The following is a 21,092-nucleotide window of genomic DNA, read 5'->3' on the forward strand; positions in this document are numbered from 1 at the left end:
CGCACGGCAAGGAAAAACAGGAGAACGCCTTGAACATGCCGGCCTTGAGCGCGGGCACCAAACCGTCCGGAGCGGAGGACCTCACCCGCTTCGCCGCCGTCGCCGCAGCGGTCGACCCCGCTGCCCTCACCGACCGGCTCGCCCGGCGGCGCCGAGAGCTCGCGGAGGACCCCGGGGACGCCTACGACCGCGCGGCGCGGGTCGCGCAGGTCTATGCCCGGTGGTTCGGCGCGCACGGCCTCACCTGTCCTCTGCCGGGCCAGATCGCCTCGGCCCGCCGCAAGGGCCTGCCCGCGATCGGCCCCGCCGTCGACGCCCTGCTGTACGGCGAGCTGACCACGGGTGTGCTGATGGGGGTCCAGGACGCCGACGCCGTCGACGGCGGACTGCACTTCGACTGGGCCGCGCAGGGCGAGACCTTCGCGGGGTTCCGCTCCACCGTCGTCTGCTCCCAGGACGAGCCCGTGGTCCGCGACGGCACCGCCATCGTCGCCTCGGTGCTGCGGGGCCCCGACCGCCGCACCAGCGTCACCGGCTCCTCCCGCCACCTGGTGTTCACCGTCTACGACGCGCCCGGGCTGGACGCCGAGGACTTCGAGGCCGGGGTGCGGGTCCTGACCGGCCTCCTCCGGGAAGCCGGATCGGTCCCCGAAGTACAGGAGGTGGCACTGTGAACACACCGGCCGGCCGCACGGCGTCCTCACCCTGCCCGGACCCGTCCCGCGGTCCCCTGCCCAGCAGGCATCAGCGCCGCATCCTCGTCTGCGCCGGGCCCTCCCCCACCGGACGGTCCGGCCTGCACCGGGCCACGGCCCGCTGGCAGCGCCAGTACATCGGCGGGGTCTTCGTCCGGGTCCCCGCGACCACCGCGGAACAGCACCGTGTCGTCGCCGAGTTCACCGCCGCCGGCTGCTCGCCGCAGACCACGCACTTCTACCGCCCCGCCGACCTGACGGCCCTGCGCCCGCTGGCCCACCGGATCGCCGCCCTGCCCGCCGGGAGCACCGGCGACCCGGTCGCCACCGCCGAGCTGCTCGTCCTGGGCGCGACCGACGTCGTCGGCCCGTACCCGGCGCGGGATCTGGCGGCGGCGCGTGCCGTGGCCGGATTCGTCAACGTCCGCCTCGGCGAGGACTGGCTGGTCCGGCCCGAGGCGACCCCGGTCCCGGTGACGGCCCGGCCGGCCGGTGAGCAGGCCCACCGGGCCCTCGCGCCGGACGAGCTGGACGACCACTTCGCCGACACGGCGCGGGCGCTGGCGGCCGAGGCCGAAAGCCGCCTGGAGATACTCGACCGGCTGCCGTACGACGCCGACGCCGACGCCGGGCCCTACGCGGTCGCCGGTCCGTGCCGCGGGTGAGCGCGGCGACCGTACCCGTCACGGGCCCGGAAAGATCCGTCCGACCGTACCCGTCATCGACCCGAACCGGGGACCCGGCCGACCGAGCCGACCACAGGATCCAGTGATACGGACAGGGGCGCCCCCGGGGCGCCCGGGGGGACTTCTGCCATGCGCACCACCGCCATACTGCGTGCCGTACTCGACTTCGACATAGCGCACTACATCGACCACGCGCGCGGCGTGGGCCGCGACCGGCTCGACCCCGCGCTGCGGGCCTGGATGGCCGAGGCATACGAGGACGTGACCCTTGTCCTCGCACTCGACGGGGACCGGCTCGGCAGCCAGGAGCGCGCGGTGCTGCGCCTGGCCGAACTCGTCTTCCAGGCGGAGTGGAAACTCGCCCTCCCCGAGGGGGAGAGCCCCCAGCAGGTGGAGGCCCGGGGCGGCGGGCCGCTGGACCGGCGCGGCAAGCGCTACCAGCCCTACGGCAACGTCCGGCTGCTCAACCACGTGCTCGGCACCCGCCGGCACGCCCCGGACAGCGCCGTGGAGCGCGCCTGCTGGCAGGCGGTGCGGGCCATCGCGTCCGGCTGGCGGGCCTACGAGCAGCGCACCCTGGACGGCACCGAGACGTGGGCGCAGGACGCCCTGCCCGATCCGGCGCAGCTGGCCGAGCGCGTCGAACGGCTCGGCTCGCTGGTGTCGCTGACCGCCGGCCACGCGCCGGCGCTGCGGCCCGCCTCGGCCACCCCGCCCCGCCACTGGCACGACTACCTGCCGCCCCACGGGAGCGCGGACGTCCTGGAGCACCTGACCGTACTGCCGCAGACCACCCAGCACGACGAGGTCACCTTCCTGCGCGTGATCCACCTCGTCGAAGCCACCACCTGGGGCGTGCTGGCCCGGGTGATGTCCGCGGCCGAGTGGCTGCGCGCCACACGGTGGGAGTACGCGGCCGAGTGCCTCGACCGGGCCGCGGCCCTGGCCGCCGCGCAGACGCAGGCCCTGCTCACGATGCGCCGGACCATGCCCGTGGAGCACTTCCACGGCTTCCGGGCCGCGACCGGCGACGCCAGCGCCGTCCAGGCATTTCCCACCCAGCTGCTCCACATCCACCTGCTGGGCGTCCACCCCGAAAAGGTCGAGGCCCTGCACGAGGCCACCGAGAACGCCTACGTCCTGCTGCACCAGAACCCGGACTTCGAGCCGCTGCGGGATCTGCTGCACCGGGTGCCCGGCGAGGCGGCGGGCCGGCGGGTGCTGGACGCCGCCCACCGCCTCGACCAGGAGCTCTACGCCTGGCGGAAGATCCACTACGGGGTGGCCGTGCGCTACCTGCCGCAGCAGGCCACCGGCTCGGGCGGCACCGCGGGCGCCCCCTACCTGCGCAGCTTCTACCAGGACCGCCTGTTCGACGCCGACCGCACCCTGCTGCCGCAGCACCGCAGCGCCCCGACGGCCGCGCCCAGCGCCTGGGTCCGGGCCCGCCCGGCCCTGTCCCCGTTCAATTGAGTTCGATTGAGTCCGATCGAATCGGCCGAGTCCGACCGACCGGGAGGCCACCCGTGCTCAGGAGGCCCGGCAGGCTCCGCCGTGCTGCTGTTCGTAGGCCTGCCCGATCCTGCTGATCGCCTCCTCGATGCCCGACCGGCCCAGGGCCGTGTACCCCAGTACCAGCCCGGGCCGGGCGGTGTGCGGCCGGTCGTGGAAGATCCGGCCGCCCTTGATCAGGACGGACAGCCGCAGCGCACGCTCCACCAGCGCCTCCTCGTCGACGTCCTCCGGCAGTACCGCGTACGCGTGCAGCCCGGCGACCGGGCCGACCAGGGTGGCGGCGGGCAGACAGCGCTCCACGGCACGCATCAACGCGCCGTGCTGCGCGCGGTAACGGGTCCGCATCCTGCGCAGGTGCGCGTCCAGCATCCCGCTGCTCAGGAAGTCCGCGAACGCCAGCTGCATCAGGCCGTCGCAGCCCAGGTCCCGGCGCACCCGCACCCGTTCCATCAGCGCGGTCAGCCGTGGCGGCAGCACCATCCAGCCCAGCCGCAGCCCCGGCGCGAGGAGTTTGCTCGCCGTCCCCGCGTAGATGACCCGGTCCGGTCCGGTCGGCTGCAGCGCGAGGTGCCGGCCCCGCTGTTCCAGCCACAGCCCGCCGTCGTAGTCGTCCTCGATGATCCAGCCGCCGGTGTCCCGGGCCCAGCGCACCAGCTCCTCCCGGCGCTGCGACGACATGGGCACCCCCAGCGGGAACTGGTGCGAGGGCGTCACCAGGACGGCCCGCACCCCGCTCGCGTACAGCGGCTCGATCTCCAGCCCGTCCGGCCCCACCGGCACCGCCACCGTCCGGACGCCGTTCTCCTCGATGAACTGCCGTTGCCGGTCGTGACTGGGGTCCTCCACCGCGAGCCGGTCGATCTCCAGTTCGCGCAGCGCGGCGCAGACGAGTCCCAGGGCGTGCGCGAACCCGCCGGTCACCATGGTGTCGTCGGGACTGCCGAGTACTCCCCGCACCCGCCCGAGATAGGAGACCAGCTCGGTGCGCAGCCGGTCGACGCCGAGCAGCGGCGGATAGCCGAGTCCCTGCCAGCGGGCCGACTCCACCGCCCGCTGGTAGGAGGCGGTCCACTCGCGGTGGGGGAACGTCGCCGGGTTCGGCGTGCCCGGCAGCAGGTTGAAGCGCACCCGCGGGATCGCCCGGTCGACCAGTACCACGGGCTTCCTGATCCGGGTGTCCGCGTGCGCCGCCACCCTGGTCCCCGAGCCGCGCACCGACTCCAGCAGCCCCTCACCGGTGAGTTTCTCGTAGGCCTCCACCACCACGCTGCGCGAGACCCGCAGGTCCTTCGCCAGCTGACGGCTGGACGGCAGCCTGGTGCCCGGGGTCAGCAGCCCTCGTTCCACCTGCTGCCGCAGCTGGTCGGCGATCTGCGCACCGAGCGGCACCGGACCGTCCCGCACCACTTCGAGCATGACGTGCCACGTCATATCCTCCCCCTTGTCCCGCTGTTCCGCAGTCCTCGCGCGCCGCCAATGTACAAGCGGTTCCGGATTGGTCCGGTGCCGGACTTCTCAACTGGTCTGGTGCCCCTTCTCCCGGCTCGGAAGACTACGGGCCGTGACAGTCCGCGAAACCACGAGAACCTGGCCGGACCTGCTCGGCGCGCTGCTGGAGGGGCACGACCTGGAGTCGTCCGACACCGCCTGGGCGATGGAACAGGTGATGACCGGGGCCGCCACCTCCGTCCAGCTGGCGGGGCTCCTCGTCGCCCTGCGCGCCAAGGGCGAGACGGCCGCCGAGGTGCTCGGCCTGACCGAGGCCATGCGCGCCCTCGCCCTGCCCGTCGACATACCCGGCCACACCGTCGACGTGGTGGGGACCGGCGGCGACCGGGCCGGCACGGTCAACATCTCCACCATGGCCGCCGTCGTGGCCGCCGCGGCCGGGGCACGGGTCGTCAAGCACGGCAACCGGGCCGCCTCCTCCGCCTCCGGCTCCGCCGACGTCCTGGAAGCGCTCGGCGTCCGGCTGGACCTGACGCCCGATCAGGTCGCCCAGGTCGGCACCGAACTCGGCATCACCTTCTGCTTCGCCCAGCAGTTCCACCCCGCGCTGCGGCACGCCGCGCCGGCCCGGCGTGAACTGGGCGTCCCCACGGTGCTCAACCTGCTCGGTCCGCTGACCAACCCGGCCCGGCCGGCCGCCCTCGCCGTCGGCGTGGCCTTCCCCGACCGTGCCCCGCTGCTCGCCCGCGTCTTCGCGCGGCGCGGCGACAGCGCACTCGTCTTCCACGGCGAGGACGGACTCGACGAACTCACCGTCACCACCACCTCCCGCGTGTGGAGCGTGCACGGCGGCGAGGTGCGCGAAAGCGTCTTCGACCCGCGGGACGTCGGGATCGGCCTCGCCCCGGTCGACGCGCTGCGCGGCGGCGACGCCCGGCACAACGCGCAGGTCGCCCGCGCCGTGTTCGCCGGCCAGAGCGGCCCCGTCCGGGACGTGGTGCTGCTCTCGGCTGCCGCGGCGCTCACGGCACTCGCCGCCGTGACCGACCCGGAGGTGGCCCGCCGTCCCCTGGCCGAGCGGATCGCAGGAGAGCTGGACCGGGCGGCCACGGCCATCGACTCCGGGGCGGCCACCGACCTGATCGGCCGCTGGGCCGAGATCTCCGCCAAGCTGGCGGCGGCCTGACCGCACGGCCGCCACCGGCCCGCCGCCCCTTCCGGCCCGCAGCCCCACCCACCGAAAGGCGCCGCCGATGCCCTCCCTCTCCCTGCCTTCGCCCTCCGCCCCGCTGCTGGTCCTGATCAGCCCCATGGACCAGGAGACCCGCGGCCACCTGCTGGAGTCCGTGGCCCGCGAGTACCGGATCTGGCTGTTCTCCGACCGCGAGGCCGGCTGGGAGTCGCCGTTCATCACCGGCCACACCCGGGTGGACACACTGGACGCCGAGGCCATGATCCGCGCCGCCCGCCCCGTCAGCGCCGACGCGATCCTGTGCTGGGACGAGACCCGTATCCTGCCCGCCGCCCGGGTCGCCCGCGCCCTGGGTCTGCCCGGCCTGTCCCCGGAAGCGGTGCTGACGTGCCGGGACAAGCACCTGACCCGGCTCGCAGTCGCGAAGGCCGGCGGGCCGCAGGCCCGCTCCACCGCCGTGTCCACCCTGGGGGAGGCGTACGCGGCGGCGGCCGCGACGGGCTACCCCGTGGTGGTCAAGCCGCGCGCGCTGGTCGGCAGCACGGGGACCCGGATGGCCCGCACCCGTGAGGAACTCGCCGGGATCTTCCCCGAGATCCGCGGCACGACCATGTCCGAGGTCCGCGAGCGTTTCGAGCGGCCCGTCCTGATCGAGGAGTATCTCGACGGACCGGAGATCAGCGTCGACTCCCTGATCTGGGACGGCGAGGTCACCCCGCTCTTCGTCGCCCGCAAGGAGCTCAGCCCTCCGCCCAGTTTCGAGGAGGTCGGCCACAGCGTCGCGGCGGCCGACCCCCTGCTCACGGACGCGGCGCTGCTGCGCGCGCTGACCACGGTGCACGCGGCCGTCGGCATCACCCGCGGCTGGACCCACTCGGAGTGGCGCCTGACCGCCCGCGGCCCGGCCCTGATCGAGGTCAACGCGCGCAGCGGCGGCGACTTCATCTCCTACCTCGGCCTGCTCGCCACCGGCTGGGACGCCGGCTCCGCCGCCGCCCGCCTGGCCCTCGGGCAGCGCCCCCAGCCGGGCACCGCCCTGCACGGCGCCGCCGCCGTCCGCTTCCTGTACCCCGAGGTGGAGACCGTCGTCGGGCAGGTCACCATCGACCGGGACCGGCTGCCCGCCGGCATCGCCGTCGCCCGTGTCATGGCCCGGCCCGGCCATGTCCTGGAGCTGCCGCCCGCCTCGCACACCGGCCGCTACGCCATGCTGGTCGCCACCGCCGACACCGCCGACGCCTGCCGGCGGATCCTGGACGCCGCCGAGCCGGCCGTCCGCCTGGAACCGGCGGCGGCACCGGTCGTCGTACCGCGGTGAGTGTGGAGGAGACGGCCCGCAGCACCGGTGACGAGGCGGCCGGTATAGCGCTGACCTGGCGGGAAGCGCCGCTCCCGGTGAAGGCGGTGATCGCCGGGATCATGGTGAACCGGCTCGGCGGCTTCCTCCAGGTCTTCCTCGTGCTCTTCATGGTCGCGCGCGGGTTCCCCGAGGTGCAGGCCGGGTTCGCGCTCGCCGCGCACGGCGCGGGCGCGGTCGCGGGCATCCTCCTCGGCGGCTGGCTCATCGGCCGGATCGGCGTCCGCCTGTCCATCGTGGCGTCGATGGCGCTCAACGCGGCGCTCACGGCCGCGGTGCTGTACGCGTCGTCGTACCCGGTGATGCTGCTGCTGGCGGCGGGCACGGGGGCGGCGAGCCAGGTCTACCGGCCCGCGTCGGCGGAACTCGTCAGCAGGATGACCGGCGAGCAGCGCCGTGTCATGGTGTTCGCGATGTACCGGCTCGCCACCAACATCGGCACCACCGCGGCCCCGCTCGTCGGCGCCGCGCTCCTCACTCACTCGTACGCGCTGCTCTTCTGGGGGGAGGCCGTGGCCGCTCTCGCCGTCGCCGTCCTCGGGCGCCTGCTGCTGCCGGCCGACCGCCCCGCGGCCCCGCCCCGGGCGGCCGGGACGCCGCCGCCCCGCCCGAAGAGGGCGACCGGTTACCGCGCGGTGCTGCACGACCGTTCCTTCGTGCTGTTCCTCGCCGCCATCCTCGGCTTCTCCGCCGTCTACACCCAGTACCTGTCGACCCTGCCGCTCGCGGTGCGCGCGCACGGCTTCGACACCTTCGTGTACGGCGGTCTGGTCGCCGTCAACGGCGTCATCGTCATCCTGTGCGAGCTGGCGGTGACCCGGAAGGTACAGCGCTGGCCCGCCCGGACGGCCGCCATCGCCGGCATCCTGGCCGTCGGCGCCGGCCTCACCGCCTACGCGCTGCCGCTGGGCGTCGCCGGTCTCGTCGCCGCGACGGTCGTGTGGTCCGTCGGCGAGATCGTCGGTTCCCCGACCATGACCGCCTATCCCGCGCTGGCCGCCGCCCCCGAGAACCGCAGCCGGTACCTCGGTGCCTCCCAGGCCATGTTCGGCGTCGGCTCGGCCGTGGGCCCCGCCGCGGGCGTCGCGGCCTGGGCCCTGATGGGCGACGCCGTCTGGCTGCTGTGCGGAGCCGTCGCCGCCGTCGCCGCCGTCGCCGCCTACCACGGGATGCCCGCGCCTGCGGAGCAGGCCCCCCGCCCCGACCAGGAGAAGTGAGTTTCCATGCCCCCAGCTCTGCCCCGCAGACAGTTCCTGAAGGCCACCTCGGGAACGGCTCTGTCCGGCGCGCTGCTCGCCGACGGGCTCGCCGCGTCCGCCGCCGCGGCGCCCCGCCCGTCGGACCCGGCCGCCGCGGTCCCCGGCGAAACGGTGCGCCTGCGGTTCACCGACGCCACCAACGGCGCCGCCACCGCCGCCCCGGGAGGCGACCGGGTCGTCGCCGAGGTGCAGGGCGTGCTGTGGTCGGTGCCCGGGGACGGCTCGGCCGCCACCGCGCTCACCCCGCCCGACCTGGAGCCCAGCCGGCCGGTGTTCTCGCCCGACGGGCGGCAGCTCGCGATGAGCGCCTACCGTGACGGCGCGTTCCACCTGTGGGTCATGCTCGCGGACGGCTCGGGGCTGCGGCGCCTCACCGACGGCCCCTTCGACGACCGCGCGCCCGCCTGGTCCCCCGACGGCCGGACCCTCGCCTTCTGCTCCGAACGCGGGGGCGATCCGGTCCACGGCAGCCCGTACCGGATCTGGACGGTCTCCGTCCGCGACGGCGCCCTGCGCCAGGTCACCGGGCTCCCCGGGCAGGACGGGCCCGTCCAGGACGGCCCCTGGGAGGACTTCGACCCGGTCTGGTCCGCCGACGGCTCCCGGCTGCTGTTCGTCCGCGCCGGATACAGCCCTCCCGCGCTCACCGCGCGAACGATTCTCTCGGTCGCCCTCGACGGCACCGGGACGCGGACGGAACACACCGCCGCCGAGGGCAACCTGCTGGCTCCCGCCGTCTCCCCGGCCGGGCGCCTGGCGTGGCTGCGCAGCATCCCCGGTCCGCCCAAGACCGAGGCCATCGCGCTGTTCGTGGACGGCCGGCAGGTCGCCCTCGACGACGAGCTGGCGCCCGCGCCGCCGCGCTGGATCGACGACGAACAGCTGCTCGTCACCGTGGGCGGCCGGTTCCGGGTGATCCGCCCGCACCGCGACGGCACGGGCCGGGAACTCCCCTTCCACGCGGCCCTGGAGATCTCCCGGCCCGGCTACACGGTCAAGACGTACGCGCTGGAGGCCGAGCGGTCCCGGCCGGTGCGCGGCATCCACCTGCCCAGCCCCTCCCCCGACGGCCGCAGCGTGGCCTTCGCCGCGCTGAACGCCCTGTGGGTGGTGGGCATCGAGGGCGGCACCCCGCGCAAGATCCGGCAGAACGCGCCCACCTCGTACGTCCAGGGCCCGGTGTGGACCCCGGACGGCCGGGCCCTCGTCTACACCGACGACCGGGAGGGGCTGAACACCGTACGCCGGCGTGATCTGGCCGACGGCACCGAGAGCGTCCTCGCCCCGGGCGGCCGGGTCCACGCGGTGGTCTCCCCCGACGGCGGCCGGCTGGCCTGCCTGGACATGGCGGGCAACCTTCTGCTGCGCGACCTGGCCACCGGCGAGGAGCGGACGCTCGCCGCCCCGCTCGGCGGCGGCGGTCTGCCCGGGCGCCCCAGCTGGTCGCCGGACGGCCGCTACCTCGCCCTGTGCGACCGCAACCGGCTCAACCTCCGCTTCCGCGAGGGCCACAACATCATCCGCGTCGTCGACACCCGTACCGGCGCGGACCGCCGGTACGGGCTCGCCCCGCACGCCTCGCTCTCCGACCGCTACGCCTCCGGTCCCGTCTGGTCACCCGACGGCCGGGCCATGGCCTGCGTCGGCGAGTCCGCGCTGTGGCTGCTGCCGGTCACCCCCGACGGCACCCCCGACGGCGAGGCCCGCCGCCTGACCGACGAGCCCGCCGACCACCCTGCCTGGTGCGGCGACTCCCGTACCCTGCTCTACCAGTCCAGCGGCCGGCTGCGGCTGCTGACCCTGGCCGACGACGGCACACCGGCCGGGCCCGCGCGCACCGTGCCCGTCACCCTCCACTACCGCCGTCCCACCCCCGTCGACACCGTCGTCCACGCCGGCCTGCTGTGGGACGGCACCGGCTCCGCGCCCCGCGCGGACGTGGACATCCTCATCCGCGACGGCCGGATCACCGGGGTCGAACCGCACCGGCCGGGCCGCGCCGCCGCGCGTACGGTGGACGCCTCCGCCGGTACCGTGCTGCCCGGCCTGTGGGACGCGCACGTCCACCCCTGGCAGTACACCTACGGCGCCCGGCAGGGCGCCCTCCAGCTCGCGTACGGCATCACCACCGCCGTCTCGCTGGGCGGCTTCGCCTACGAACAGGTCCGGCTGCGCGAGGACATCGCGGCCGGCCGGCTCGCCGCGCCCCGTCTGCTGGCCACCGGCGAGCTGCTCGACGGCTCCCGCGTCGGTTACAGCATGGGCCGCGCCCACCGCACCGACGAGGGGTTCACCCGCTCGCTGGCCCGCGCCCGGGAACTGGACTGGGACTTCGTCAAGACGTACGTCCGGGCCCCCTTCCGGCACATGGCCCAGGCCGCCCGCCACGCGCACGAACGGCTCGGCGTGCCGAGCGGCAGCCACCTGTGCGCCGCCGGCATCCACGCCGGGCAGGACCTCACCACCCACCTGCTGTCCACCGACCGCGCCGAGTACGGCCACGGTGCGAGCGCCGAGGGCTACACCCACCAGGACACGCTGGAGATCTACAACCGGGGCCGCTTCCACCTGATCGCCACCCCGTTCACCGCCATGCCGCTGATCGGCGCGCACCCGGAGGTGGCCGAGGACGGCCGGGTGACCGGGATGATGCCCCCCTGGGACGTGTCCCTCGTCCGGGGCATCGCGGACCGGCCCCCGACCGCCCTGGAACTGGCCGTCCTGGAACGGGAGATCGACGCCTACCGCCGGGTCGTGCGCGGCGGCGGGCAGCTGCTCCTGGGGACCGACGCCCCGCTGTCCCCGGTGGGCCTCCAGCTCCACCTGGCCCTGCGCGCCCTGCACCGCTACGGTCTGACGCCCGCCGAGGCCCTGACCACGGTGACCCGCACCCCGGCCCGGGTCTTCGGGGTGGACCGCCACCTCGGCACGGTGGAGGCGGGCAAGCTGGCCGACCTGACGCTCGTCGACGGCGACCCCTTCGAGGACTTCGGCGCCCTGATCCGCACCAGCGGCGTCGTCCGGGGCGGGGTGCTGCACGAACGGCGCGCTCTCGAAGCGGCGTTCAGCCCTCCGGCGGCACGGACGGCGCCGGAGCGGGGCTGGAGCGCGGTCACCGAGCAGATGGTCAGGGACGGCTGCTGCGAGGACCACCGCGTGGAATGATGACGGCATGCCGAGCCCCACACCTCCCTCACTCGCCGACATCCGTGCCCTGATCGACACGCTCGACGGGGAGCTGGTCGACCTGCTCGCCCGGCGGCAGAGGCTGGTGCGTGCGGCGGCGGCCCTCAAGACGGACGAACAGGCCGTGCGGGCCCCGGACCGGGCCGAGCGCGTCATCGCCGCGGCCCGGCTGCGGGCGGAGTCCGCCGGCCTGGCGCCCGAGGTCGCCGAGGCCGTGTGGCGGGCCATGGTCGGGGCGTTCATCGAGCTGGAGCTGACCGAGCACCGCCGGACCACGGCCGCCGACCGCGCCTGAGCCACGCCGCCCGGCCACGGCCCGGGAAACCGGGCGGGCGCCGCTCGCGCCGTTCACCGTGGCCGCGCCCGCCGGCCGGTGCCGGCTGCGGCCCCGCGGCCCGTCCGCCGTGGTGCCTCCGGAGACGGGCCGGGCCCCTCCGTTCCCGAAACGCTCGCGGCCGAGCGCCCACACCGGAGCGGATGTCCTATTTGCCCGATTATCCTGGTTCCGTGGAGTCGTATCCAACATCTTCGGGCAGCGATCACGGCGACCGGACGCTGCCGGTCACCGGAGTGCGCCCGGAGATCCTCGCGTCCTGGCAGCGCTCGCAGTCCCTCGGCATCGACCGCGAGCAGGCGGCCCTGCCGATCGAGGACGACCTGGACGCCGACTCCCCGCTGGTCAGGGCCGCCGCGCCGGTGCTGGACCGCCTGTACGAACGGTTCTCGGGCATACCGGTGACCGTGGCGCTGGCCGACTCACGGGCGCACATCGTGGACCGGTGGGGCGACCCGGCGGGACTGAGGCTGATGGACGCCGCCTCCCTGGTGCCGGGCGCCAATGTCGACGAGCAGTACATGGGGACCAGCAGCGTCAGCATGGCGCTGAGCACCAGGTCGCCGTTTGTGGTCGTCGGCCACGAACACTTCCTGCACGATCTCAAGCAGCTGACCTGCATGGCCGCGCCGGTGCGCGACCCGGTGGGCGGCACCGTGCGGGGCGCGGTCAACCTCTCCGTGCCCCGGGAGCTGGCCGACCCCGGCATGGCCCTGGTCCTGCAGGACGCCACCGAACGCATCGAGGAGCGCCTGCTGGAGCTGAGCACGGCCCGCGAGCTCGAGCTCATGCGCTCCTTCCGCCAGGCCAGGGAGCGCGGTGGGCATGCCGAGCTGGAGCTCGGCTCGGGAGAGCTGTCCCGGTTCGGCGGACCGGCGCCCCGCCTGGCCGCGCAGGAGCGGCTGATCCTGCTGGAGCGTGCCGTCGAGCTGATCTCCTCACCGGATGAGACCTTCGCCGAGGTGCCCCTCGCGGGCAGCCGCACGGCCGTGCTGCGCCGCCGGGAGCTGCACCACGGCGACGCGGACGGCGCGGCGGTCGAGGTCAGCTTCGAGGAGACCCGCGGCGCGGGCGCACCGGGCCCGGCCACCGCGATCGCCCCCGACGGCCGTCATGTGCCGCTCCTGAGACGTCCCGCCGAGACGGCGCAGACGGACGCCCCCGGCACGACGTCCCAGGCGCAGGCGGACGCCCCCGGCACGACGTCCCAGGCGCAGGCGGACGCCCCCGGCACGACGTCCCAGGCGCAGCCGCGCCCCGCCGGACCGGCCGACGCGTGGCTGCTGCTGGTGGGCGAGCCCGGCGTCGGCCGGCTCGCCGCCGAGGCGCGTGGGCGGCTGTCCCTGCTGAACGAGGCGGGCATCCGGCTCGGCACCACCCTGGACATGCGGCGCACCGCCGAGGAACTGGCCCGGATCGCCGTGCCGCGCTTCGCCGACCTGGTCGTCGTCGACCTGGTGGAGGGCGTCCTGGCGGGCGAAGAGCCACCGCCCGGACGGCTGCCCCCCGACGCGGCACTGCGCCGGGTGGCCGCCTGGGCGGGCGAGGACTCCCGCGACGCCCCGGCCGGCGGCGTGGACGAGCCGGCCGGCTACCCCGCCGGCACGCCCCAGGCCCGGTGCCTGGAGACCGGGCAGCCGGTCACGGACTCGGTGGTGACCGCCGCCCTGGCCGGGCACCCGGCCGGCCGGGTGCACCCCGTCGGCCTGCTCGGCGAGGGCGTGCACTCCTACCTGGGCGCCCCGCTGTCCGCGCGGGGATCCGTCCTCGGCCTGGCGGGGTTCTACCGCCGCGGCAGGGCGAGGCCGTACGAGCAGGACGACCTGACGCTGGCGGGCGAGCTGGCGGCCCGTGCCGCGATCAGTGTGGACAACGCCCGCCGCTACCGCCGGGAGCACCGCGCCTCCCTCACCCTGCAGCGCAGCCTGCTGCCGCACGCCCTGCCCCGGCTGAGCACCGTCGAACTCGCCTCCCGCTACCTGCCCGCGGACGTCAGGGCGGGGGTGGGCGGGGACTGGTTCGACGCGATCCCGCTGTCCGGCCTGCGCGTGGCGCTGGTCGTCGGGGACGTGCCCGGGAACGGCCTGCAGGCGGCGGCCACCATGGGCCGGCTGCGTACGGCGGTGCGGACGCTGGCCGGGCTGGACCTGCTGCCCGAGGAGGTGCTGGCCCATCTGGACGACCTGGTCAGCCGCGGCCCCGACGAATCGGCCGACGAGCAGGACCCCGCGACCGGGGCGACCTGCCTGTACGCGATCTACGATCCGGTCTCCTGCCGGTGCACGGCCGCCCGGGCCGGTCACCCGCCGCCCGCTGTGCTGAAGCCGGGCGGGGAGGCGGAGCTGATCGACCTCCCCGCCGGCCCACCGCTCGGGCTCGGCGGGATCCAGCCGTACGAGTCCGCCGCCGTCGACCTGCCCGCGGGCAGCCTGCTGACGATGTACACCGACGGGCTGCTCAAGGAGAGCCGCGGCTACGGGGACACCGACGCGCGCACCGGGCAGCTGCTGGCCTCGCTGAACCGCGCCGGTCCCGCGCTGGAGGACATCTGCGACCGGGTCGCGGACACCCTCCCGTCCGGCGGCCCGCACGACGACGTGGCTCTCCTGCTGGCCCGTGTGCGCGCGCTGCCCGAGGACCGGGTGGCGTCCTGGGAGTTCCCGTCCGATCCCTCGGCCGTGGCGCGGGCCAGGGCGCTCACCCGTGCGCAGCTCGCCGCTTGGGGCATGCCGGAGCTGGATTTCAGCACCGGGCTGGTGGTCAGCGAACTGGTCACCAACGCCGTGCGGTACGGCGGCCAGGGGCCGGTGGGCCTGCGGTTGCTGCGCGACGACTCGCTGATCTGCGAGGTCTCCGACCGCAGCAACACCTCTCCGCGCATCCGGCGGGCGGCCACGACCGAGGAGGGCGGGCGCGGCCTGTTCCTCGTGGCGCAGTACACCAAGAGCTGGGGTGCCCGCTACATGCCGCAGGGCAAGACGGTGTGGGCCGAGCAGATTCCTCAGCCGGAGCAGCCTGCGCCGGAGACGGACGAGCAGGCACTGCTGGCCATGTTCGACGACTCCGGCTGACCCACCGGCCGGCACCACGGCCGGGACCGCTCGGCACACGCCGGCGTACGGATCACCGCCGGCCGCCGCGCCTGCCCGAACCGGCTGCCCCAGCCGCTGATCGGCACCCGCCCGTCTGCGCCGCCTCCTCGGCGCAGCTCGCACCCGCGCCCCGTCGCCTCCGTGGCCGGCGGGCGGTACGCAGCAGTGGTGGGCGGCGTCGGCAGAGGATCTGATGCGCCGCCCGTGGTGGACAGAGATCACACGAACGGCAGACTGTCCCCATGACCTCACCGGATCCCAAGGCTGATCTCCGTTTTTACCTGCAGTCCGCCCGTGACGCCCTGCTGTGGAAGCTCGAAGGGCTCTCGGAGTACGACATCCGCCGCCCGTCGACGCCGACCGGCACCAACCTTCTCGGCCTGGTGAAGCACGCGGCCGGCGTGGAGCTGGGCTATCTCGGCGACACCTTCGGACGGCCGTCCGGCGAACCGTTGCCCTGGCTGGAGGACGGTGCCGAGCCCAACGCGGACATGTGGGCCACCGCCGACGAGTCACGCGCGTACATCGTGGGGCTCTACCACCGGGCGTGGGCCCACGCGGACGCGACGCTCGACGCGCTGGCGCTGGACACGGTCGGCAGGGTGCCGTGGTGGCCCGACGGCAAGGACGAGGTGACGTTGCAACATGCGGTGGTGCGTGTGATCGCCGACACGCACCGGCACGCCGGCCACGCCGACATCATCCGGGAACTCATGGACGGTGCCGTGGGGATGAACAAGGGCAACGACAGCATGGCGCCGGGCGACTCGGCATGGTGGGAGGACCACCGGAACCGGCTGGAGCAGGCAGCTCGGGAAGCCGGCCGACGCGCGGCTTCGGACCAGGCCGGCTGAGACAGCCCGGGACGGGATGGCCCTCCCTCCGTTCCGGACCTGCATGGAAGGGACCCGGACGGGGCAATCGGTCTGCCTGGGATGCGGAGGATGCCATGACGATGACGGAGCAACCGGTCGAGCCGGCGGAAAAGGACAACGCCCGCTGCACGCGTCACGACAGCCCCAGCCCGCAAACGGGTGCCGAAACACCGGAGACAGCGCGTGAGCGGGTCAACCGCCGCTGGAACGAGGTCCTGCAGGAGACACGCGTCACCCAGACGGGCGTGCAGATCCTCTTCGGATTCCTGCTCAGTGTGGCCTTCACCCCGCTGTTCCGGGAGCTGGAGACGTTCGACCGCGTCGTCTACGTGACCACCGTGGTGCTCGGCGCGGCGGCCACGGGATCGCTCATCGCACCCGTCTCCCTCCACCGCTTCCTGTCCGGTCAGCGCATGAAGGACGAGGTGGTGGAGGCAGCCTGCCGCTTGATGATGTGCGGCATGGTCCTCCTGGCGCTGACCATCGGCTGCACACTCCTGCTGATCCTCCGTGTCGTGATCCCCGGCGTCCTCGCCGAAGTGCTCGTCGGCGGGGTCATGCTGTGGTTCGGCCTCTGCTGGTACGCGCTGCCGCTGCGCCTGCGACGCCGCGCCGCCCGGCGCTCCGGCACCGATGACGCGCAGCGCACCTGAGCGCGAGAGGGACAAGGCGCCGTGACCGGAACGCCACGGCCGCGCACCCCTCCACGGCACAGCGCGCGGTCGGGCGGTCCGCACCTGACGCACCTCCGGCCGGGGAAGGGCCGTCACTTCCGGACATCGCCGGGAAGGCGAACCGCGTGGGAGGGCGGCTGCCTCGAAGCGGCCGTCGCTTGTCACCGGCCCGTGGGCCGGACCGGCCGGTGGCCGCCACCGGTCCGGCCCACGCGTGCCGGTCCACTCGTGCCGCGGGTCATGGGGTCAGCTCCTGCTGGTGGCCGCCGCGCCACTCGGTGAGCAGGACGGTGGCGTCGTCGTCGAGTCCGCCCTCGTGGTGCTCCAGTACGGCGGCCATCAGCCGGCGCAGGGTCTCGTGCAGGGTGTGCCGGCCGGAGTGGTGGCGGAGGATGAAGTCGACGAACCGGTCCCGGCCGAACTGTCTGCCGCGAAAGTCGCGGGCCTCGACGGCGCCGTCGGTGTACAGCAGCAGACGGTCCCCGGGTTCCAGCTGCTCGGTGCACTCGGTCACCGGCAGGCCGAGGTCGGTGCCCATCGGGCCCGCCGGCGGGCAGGCCAGCTCGGTGGTCCACCGGTTGCCGCGGATGAGGAGCGGCAGGTGGTGGCCGCGGTTGATCCACGTCAGCCGTCCGCTCGCCATGTCCAGGCTGGCCAGGACGCCGGTGACGTAGCGGCTGGTGCCGAACTGCTGGACCAGGACGTCCTCCACCTGCCGGCTGGTCTGTGTCAGCGACGCGCCCTGGCGGCGGGCGTTGCGGCAGGCGGCCACGGCGACGTTGGCGGTGATGCCGGCGGTGGTGTCGTGCCCCATGGCGTCGAAGACGCTCAGGTGCAGGGTGCTGCCGGCCACGGCGTAGTCGAAGGCGTCACCGCCGACCTGGTAGGCGGGTTCCATCACCGCGCCCACGGTGACGTCGTGTCCGGCGTAGGCGGGCGGAGGCATGAGGTTCCACTGCATCTCCGCGGCCACGTTCATCGGCTCGGTGCGCACCAGGCGGGCGTAGGAGTCGCTGAAAGAGCGTTTGCTCAGCAGAAGCAGGGCCGTCATGGACGCCAGCTCGCGCAGCACCTGACGGGTCGGTTCGTCGTCGGTGTCGGTATCGGCCCGCAGCACCCCCAGGCGCTCCACGCCGTCGGTGACGGCCACCCACCACCGTCGCCGGCCGGCACGATCGCCTGGCGTGCCGGGTTCGGCGAGCAGGTCCACCCGCTGATAGGCCTGGCCGGGCAGGCTGCCCTGAACCGTGAACTCCAGGCCGCCGTCCTTCGCGTCCGGCTCCTCGTCCGGGAGCCGGCGCAGCACCCTCTCGCGGATGTCCACGACGAAGACAGCCGTGTCGTGCACCCCCGCCGAGGCGGCGTGCCGGGCGATCAGACCGGAAAGCTGCTCGAACGTGGCGGTATGGCTGTCCTGCATCAGCGCGACAAGCCCCAGCGACGCCGTGACCTTCTCAGCCACGGCCGGCGTCCCTCACCGGACAGGCCCACGGCAGCCCGGCGCTCGGCACGGTGGCACATCTCGGAAGCGGATTCCTCGGCACCGTGTGACAGACCATCGTCACGGCAGGCCCCTTTCCCGGACCATCACCGTCTACCCGTCTGCGGGCCTCGTACACGGCTCGGCGTGCGGCCGGAGCCTCGGGGCCGCACCGCGGGCCCCGGCCAGGCACAGCGCCATGGTCGCCGCCACCAGCCACCCCGCGCGCCCTCGCCCTCACCGGCGGCGTCCTCGCCCTCGCCCTCCTGCCCGCCGCCACCGCCCACCGCCGGTGAACCCCGGACCCCGAGGTCCCCGCGCCCGGTATCACCGCCGAGGTCAGGAGCCAGTCGTCGCCGGCGGTGAGGCGGAGGACGGCTTCGTATCGTCCCGTCGACGAGCTGCCGTCTCGTCCACGCCGGCCGCTCTTCGGTCAGGTCGAGCCGCCTCGTCACCGCCAGGGCGGCCACGAGGTCTCCGGTGTCCGGGTTCTTCCTGGCCGATGAACCCTTTGCCGGAGACATCGTTCGCTCCACGTCACGGCACGTCCGTCACCCTGGGCTCCGAAGCAGACCCTGGGCATCTGGTGCCGTGGCGTGACCGATGAGCATCACAGGGGGTTGAGACGGGCCTTGAGCAGGCAGAACTCATTGCCTTCGGGGTCGGCCAGGACATGCCACTGCTCCTCCCCCGTCTGGCCGATGTCGGCCGGGCGCGCGCCAAGCTTCAGAAGGCGTTCGAGCTCGGCGTCCTGATCGCGGTCGGTGGGGTTGACATCGATGTGCAGCCGGGCCTTCCCCGGCTCCGGCTCGTCCCTGCGGCTGAGGATGATCGTCGGCTGCGGACCACCGAACCCTTCGCGCGGCCCGATCTCCACCGCGTCGTCACCCTCGCGATCGAGCACGACGAAGTCCAGGACCTCGCACCAGAACCGCGCCAGCGCCTCAGGGTCGCGGCACCCGAGCACGAGCTCACTGATACGACATGCCATAACGAAACCTGCTCTCAGCCTGGGAACCGCTGGGGAGGCCCCACACGAACCTCATGGGCTCCCAGCAGCGAAAACGACCCCGTGACCGTACCGGACGAGGCGAGCGCCGTCGAAGTGTTTTCAGGGCCGCCCCCGTTCGGGCAACCGGGCAAGGCGGCTCCGGGTTCTCCTTGTCCCGCCCACGGTCCGCAGCGCGTCCGCGCGGCCGGCCTCGAGGGCGCGTCTGGTCACCACCGCCATGTCCGGGCCCGGCACGAGGGTGAGCAGGCCCAGGACGCCGGTCGCGGCGGCGAGGTGGGTCACCATGCCGCCGGCCTCCGCCCGGTCGCCGGAGACCGGCCCGGCGGCGGGCGGTGACCGGTGGTGGCGTGCGGGTTGGCCGCGGTGCCCTCGGTGCTCAGCAGCACGACCACCGAGGAGGGCCCCAGCCGCAGAGCGGCGCGCCTTCCGTCGGCGCCGGTGCCGGTGAGTGCCGCGCGGAGACCCGCGAGTGCCGCGGCCCCGCAGGGCCCCGAGGAAACCCCCAGAGCGGCGAGGTCGGTGGCGGCCCGGGCACTGGCGTCGTCGTCGACGGCGACCGCGGCGTCCAGACCACCCTGGAGGCAGGGCCAGGCGATGCTCGACGGGGTGCCGCAGTTCAGCCCGGCCATGATGGTCTTCCCCGTGGTGACGCTCACGGGTTCACCGGCCTTGAGGCTCTCCAGCAGACAGGCGGCGGACTCCGGCTCCACCGACAGCAGCGCCGGGGCGCGGCCGGAGGGGCGGCTGCGGTAGTGGGTGACGACGGCCTGGGCCAAGGACCCCACTCCGACGGGTACGGCGACGAGATCGGGGCCTGCGCCGGTGCCTTCGGCGGCCAGCTGCTCGTCGAGCTCGCCGCAGAGGGTGGAGTAGCCCTCGACGATCCACCCGGGGATCCGTTCGTAGCCCGGCCAGGCGGTGTCCTGCACCAGCACGGCGTCCGGCGCGGCGGCCTCTTGCGCCGCCAGCCCCACGGCCTCGTCGTACGGTCCCCGGACCTCGGTGACCCGCGCCCCCTCGCCGACGATGGCGGCCACGGCTTCGGGGTGCACGCCCCGCGGGACGAAGACATGGGCCCGCTGCCCGAGCCGGCGAGCCATACGGGCCACCGCGCGGCCGTGGTTGCCGTCGGTCGCGGTCACCAGGGTGAGCGGGCCCCGCTCCCCGCCGTTCGCGGCCCGGCCGGCAAGGATGCGGTGGATCGCCCAGGACGCACCCAGCGCCTTGAACGCGGGCAGGCCGAGACGGTTCGACTCGTCCTTGGCGAACACCTTGCCGACGCCCAACTCCTCCGCCAACGAGGGGAGTTCCAGCAGCGGACTGGGCGCGTAGCCGGGCAGCGCGGAGTGGAAGTCCCGCACCGCGCGCGGCGGCGGATCACACCGCCAGAGGCGGGCATCGGGGCGCACGGACCACGGCAACGGACGGAGGGAAGAGGCGTTCTCGGACACACGGCCAGCCTCCACCGCCTCCATCGGATCGGTCCAGCGAAAGTTTCCGACCTTTACTCGTCGGAAAAACCGACCATTCCGCTCCATGCCGCCAGGGAGAGCTCCGGGCATGTTCGACCTGCACCGACTGCGGCTGCTGCGGGAACTGAAGCACCGCGGCACGCTCGCCGCCGTCGCCGCCGCCCTGTCGTACGCTCCCTCCTCCGTCTCCCAGCAGCTCTCCCGGCTCGAAGCGGAGGTCGGCGTCCCGCTGCTGGAACCGGTGGGGCGCCGGGTACGGCTGACCGAGCAGGCCGAGATCCTCGTCGCCCACACCGAAGCGGTCCTGGAGCGCCTGGAGCACGCCGAGGCGGAGATCGCCGCCTCCCTCACCGATCTGACGGGCACACTGCGCATCGCCTCGTTCCAGACCGCCGCGCTGACCCTGATCCCCACCGCGCTCACCCTGCTGCGCGACCTGCACCCGCGCCTGCGCGTCCACGTCACGCACATGGAACCGGAAAAGGCGCTCCCCGCCCTGCAGGGCCGCGACTTCGACCTCGTCCTCGCCGAGGAGTACCCCGGCACTCCCAGCCCCCGGCCCGCCGGCCTCGAAGCGGAGGACCTGCTCGACGACCCCCTCCACCTCGCCCTGCCGGCACCGGCCGGCGGGCCGGACGCCGAGTCCCCCATGGCGGCGCTGCGCTCCCTGGCGGACCACCCGTGGGTCATGGAGCCCGAAGGCACAGCCGCACGGCAGTGGGCCACGGCCCTCTGCCGCACCGCCGGCTTCGAACCGGACGTGCGGTTCGAGACCACGGACCTGCTGCTCCACCTCCGCCTCGTCGAGCAGCGG

Annotated in this window: 15 protein-coding genes and 2 pseudogenes; 12 read left to right on the top strand and 5 right to left on the bottom strand. The window is 74.3% G+C overall.

Annotated features, from left to right (window positions below; all coding sequences use genetic code 11):
• Nucleotides 1-35 precede the first annotated feature (35 nt).
• The 3 genes from ABZ340_RS22245 to ABZ340_RS22255 all read left to right on the top strand — a co-directional run bounded on the left by ABZ340_RS22245 (nt 36) and on the right by ABZ340_RS22255 (nt 2,854).
• Nucleotides 36-674 (top strand): hypothetical protein, encoded by a 639-nt coding sequence (locus tag ABZ340_RS22245; RefSeq protein WP_358783538.1) that lies wholly within the window; start codon nt 36-38, stop codon nt 672-674.
• Nucleotides 671-1,360 carry a hypothetical protein gene (locus ABZ340_RS22250; RefSeq protein ID WP_358783539.1) on the top strand — a complete coding sequence of 230 codons (690 nt, stop codon included), beginning with the start codon at nt 671-673 and terminating at the stop codon, nt 1,358-1,360. The genes ABZ340_RS22245 and ABZ340_RS22250 overlap by 4 nt, the downstream gene beginning before the upstream one ends.
• A gap of 150 nt (nt 1,361-1,510) precedes the next feature.
• Nucleotides 1,511-2,854 carry a hypothetical protein gene (locus tag ABZ340_RS22255; protein ID WP_358783540.1) on the top strand — a complete coding sequence of 448 codons (1,344 nt, stop codon included), beginning with the start codon at nt 1,511-1,513 and terminating at the stop codon, nt 2,852-2,854.
• Between the two features lie 57 nt (nt 2,855-2,911).
• Here ABZ340_RS22255 and ABZ340_RS22260 read toward each other — a convergent pair whose 3' ends face one another.
• Nucleotides 2,912-4,327, bottom strand: coding sequence for a PLP-dependent aminotransferase family protein (locus ABZ340_RS22260; protein WP_358783541.1), 1,416 nt, complete (start codon nt 4,325-4,327; stop codon nt 2,912-2,914).
• 130 nt (nt 4,328-4,457) lie between these two features.
• Here ABZ340_RS22260 and trpD point away from each other — a divergent pair, with 130 nt between their 5' ends.
• The 8 genes from trpD (at nt 4,458) to ABZ340_RS22300 (ending at nt 16,293) form a co-directional block, all read left to right on the top strand.
• Nucleotides 4,458-5,531, top strand: coding sequence for an anthranilate phosphoribosyltransferase (trpD, locus tag ABZ340_RS22265; protein WP_358783542.1), 1,074 nt, complete (start codon nt 4,458-4,460; stop codon nt 5,529-5,531).
• Between the two features lie 67 nt (nt 5,532-5,598).
• Entirely contained in the window at nt 5,599-6,855 is a 1,257-nt protein-coding gene (locus tag ABZ340_RS22270) for an ATP-grasp domain-containing protein (RefSeq protein ID WP_358783543.1), read from the top strand.
• A gap of 2 nt (nt 6,856-6,857) precedes the next feature.
• A complete protein-coding gene (locus ABZ340_RS22275; RefSeq protein WP_358783544.1) occupies nt 6,858-8,111 on the top strand; it encodes an MFS transporter in 1,254 nt (417 codons plus the stop codon).
• 6 nt (nt 8,112-8,117) lie between these two features.
• The gene (locus ABZ340_RS22280) at nt 8,118-11,318 is read left to right on the top strand and encodes an amidohydrolase family protein (protein ID WP_358783545.1); all 3,201 of its coding nucleotides are present in this window, start codon (nt 8,118-8,120) and stop codon (nt 11,316-11,318) included.
• A 7-nt stretch (nt 11,319-11,325) separates the two neighbouring features.
• Nucleotides 11,326-11,634 carry a chorismate mutase gene (locus tag ABZ340_RS22285; protein ID WP_358783546.1) on the top strand — a complete coding sequence of 103 codons (309 nt, stop codon included), beginning with the start codon at nt 11,326-11,328 and terminating at the stop codon, nt 11,632-11,634.
• Nucleotides 11,635-11,846: 212 nt separating this feature from the next.
• The gene (locus tag ABZ340_RS22290; protein ID WP_358783547.1) at nt 11,847-14,744 is read left to right on the top strand and encodes a SpoIIE family protein phosphatase; all 2,898 of its coding nucleotides are present in this window, start codon (nt 11,847-11,849) and stop codon (nt 14,742-14,744) included.
• A gap of 263 nt (nt 14,745-15,007) precedes the next feature.
• The gene (locus ABZ340_RS22295; RefSeq protein WP_358783548.1) at nt 15,008-15,619 is read left to right on the top strand and encodes a DinB family protein; all 612 of its coding nucleotides are present in this window, start codon (nt 15,008-15,010) and stop codon (nt 15,617-15,619) included.
• Between the two features lie 95 nt (nt 15,620-15,714).
• The gene (locus ABZ340_RS22300; RefSeq protein WP_358783549.1) at nt 15,715-16,293 is read left to right on the top strand and encodes a DUF6328 family protein; all 579 of its coding nucleotides are present in this window, start codon (nt 15,715-15,717) and stop codon (nt 16,291-16,293) included.
• Nucleotides 16,294-16,552: 259 nt separating this feature from the next.
• Here ABZ340_RS22300 and ABZ340_RS22305 read toward each other — a convergent pair whose 3' ends face one another.
• The 4 genes and pseudogenes from ABZ340_RS22305 to ABZ340_RS22320 form a co-directional block, all read right to left on the bottom strand.
• Nucleotides 16,553-17,776, bottom strand: coding sequence for a PP2C family protein-serine/threonine phosphatase (locus tag ABZ340_RS22305; RefSeq protein WP_358783550.1), 1,224 nt, complete (start codon nt 17,774-17,776; stop codon nt 16,553-16,555).
• Nucleotides 17,777-18,404: 628 nt separating this feature from the next.
• The gene (locus ABZ340_RS22310) at nt 18,405-18,785 is read right to left on the bottom strand and encodes a VOC family protein (protein WP_358783551.1); all 381 of its coding nucleotides are present in this window, start codon (nt 18,783-18,785) and stop codon (nt 18,405-18,407) included.
• Nucleotides 18,786-18,959: 174 nt separating this feature from the next.
• A pseudogene (locus ABZ340_RS22315) lies at nt 18,960-19,091 on the bottom strand (LysE family translocator); the annotation flags it as partial.
• Nucleotides 19,085-20,257, bottom strand: a complete 1,173-nt coding sequence (locus ABZ340_RS22320) for a diaminopropionate ammonia-lyase (protein WP_358783552.1) — start codon at nt 20,255-20,257, stop codon at nt 19,085-19,087. The gene ABZ340_RS22320 and the pseudogene ABZ340_RS22315, both read right to left, overlap by 7 nt.
• Before the next feature lie 109 nt (nt 20,258-20,366).
• On the opposite strand from ABZ340_RS22320, the pseudogene ABZ340_RS22325 reads away from it, so the two are divergent.
• Nucleotides 20,367-21,062 (top strand): annotated as a pseudogene (locus ABZ340_RS22325) (LysR substrate-binding domain-containing protein); the annotation flags it as partial.
• Nucleotides 21,063-21,092: the final 30 nt, after the last annotated feature.

The sequence above is a fragment of the Streptomyces sp. NPDC006134 genome (assembly GCF_040628835.1).
In the GTDB taxonomy this organism is placed as follows: Bacteria; Actinomycetota; Actinomycetes; order Streptomycetales; family Streptomycetaceae; genus Streptomyces.

Bases quoted from the DNA above. Each gene is read 5' to 3' on its own strand.
- ABZ340_RS22245 (WP_358783538.1), top strand. From the start codon at position 36: ATGCCGGCCTTGAGCGCGGGCACCAAACCGTCCGGAGCGGAGGACCTC.
- ABZ340_RS22255 (WP_358783540.1), top strand. From the start codon at position 1,511: ATGCGCACCACCGCCATACTGCGTGCCGTACTCGACTTCGACATAGCG.
- ABZ340_RS22260 (WP_358783541.1), bottom strand. From the start codon at position 4,327: ATGACGTGGCACGTCATGCTCGAAGTGGTGCGGGACGGTCCGGTGCCG.
- ABZ340_RS22270 (WP_358783543.1), top strand. From the start codon at position 5,599: ATGCCCTCCCTCTCCCTGCCTTCGCCCTCCGCCCCGCTGCTGGTCCTG.
- ABZ340_RS22280 (WP_358783545.1), top strand. From the start codon at position 8,118: ATGCCCCCAGCTCTGCCCCGCAGACAGTTCCTGAAGGCCACCTCGGGA.
- ABZ340_RS22285 (WP_358783546.1), top strand. From the start codon at position 11,326: ATGCCGAGCCCCACACCTCCCTCACTCGCCGACATCCGTGCCCTGATC.
- ABZ340_RS22295 (WP_358783548.1), top strand. From the start codon at position 15,008: ATGACCTCACCGGATCCCAAGGCTGATCTCCGTTTTTACCTGCAGTCC.
- ABZ340_RS22300 (WP_358783549.1), top strand. From the start codon at position 15,715: ATGACGATGACGGAGCAACCGGTCGAGCCGGCGGAAAAGGACAACGCC.
- ABZ340_RS22310 (WP_358783551.1), bottom strand. From the start codon at position 18,785: ATGGCATGTCGTATCAGTGAGCTCGTGCTCGGGTGCCGCGACCCTGAG.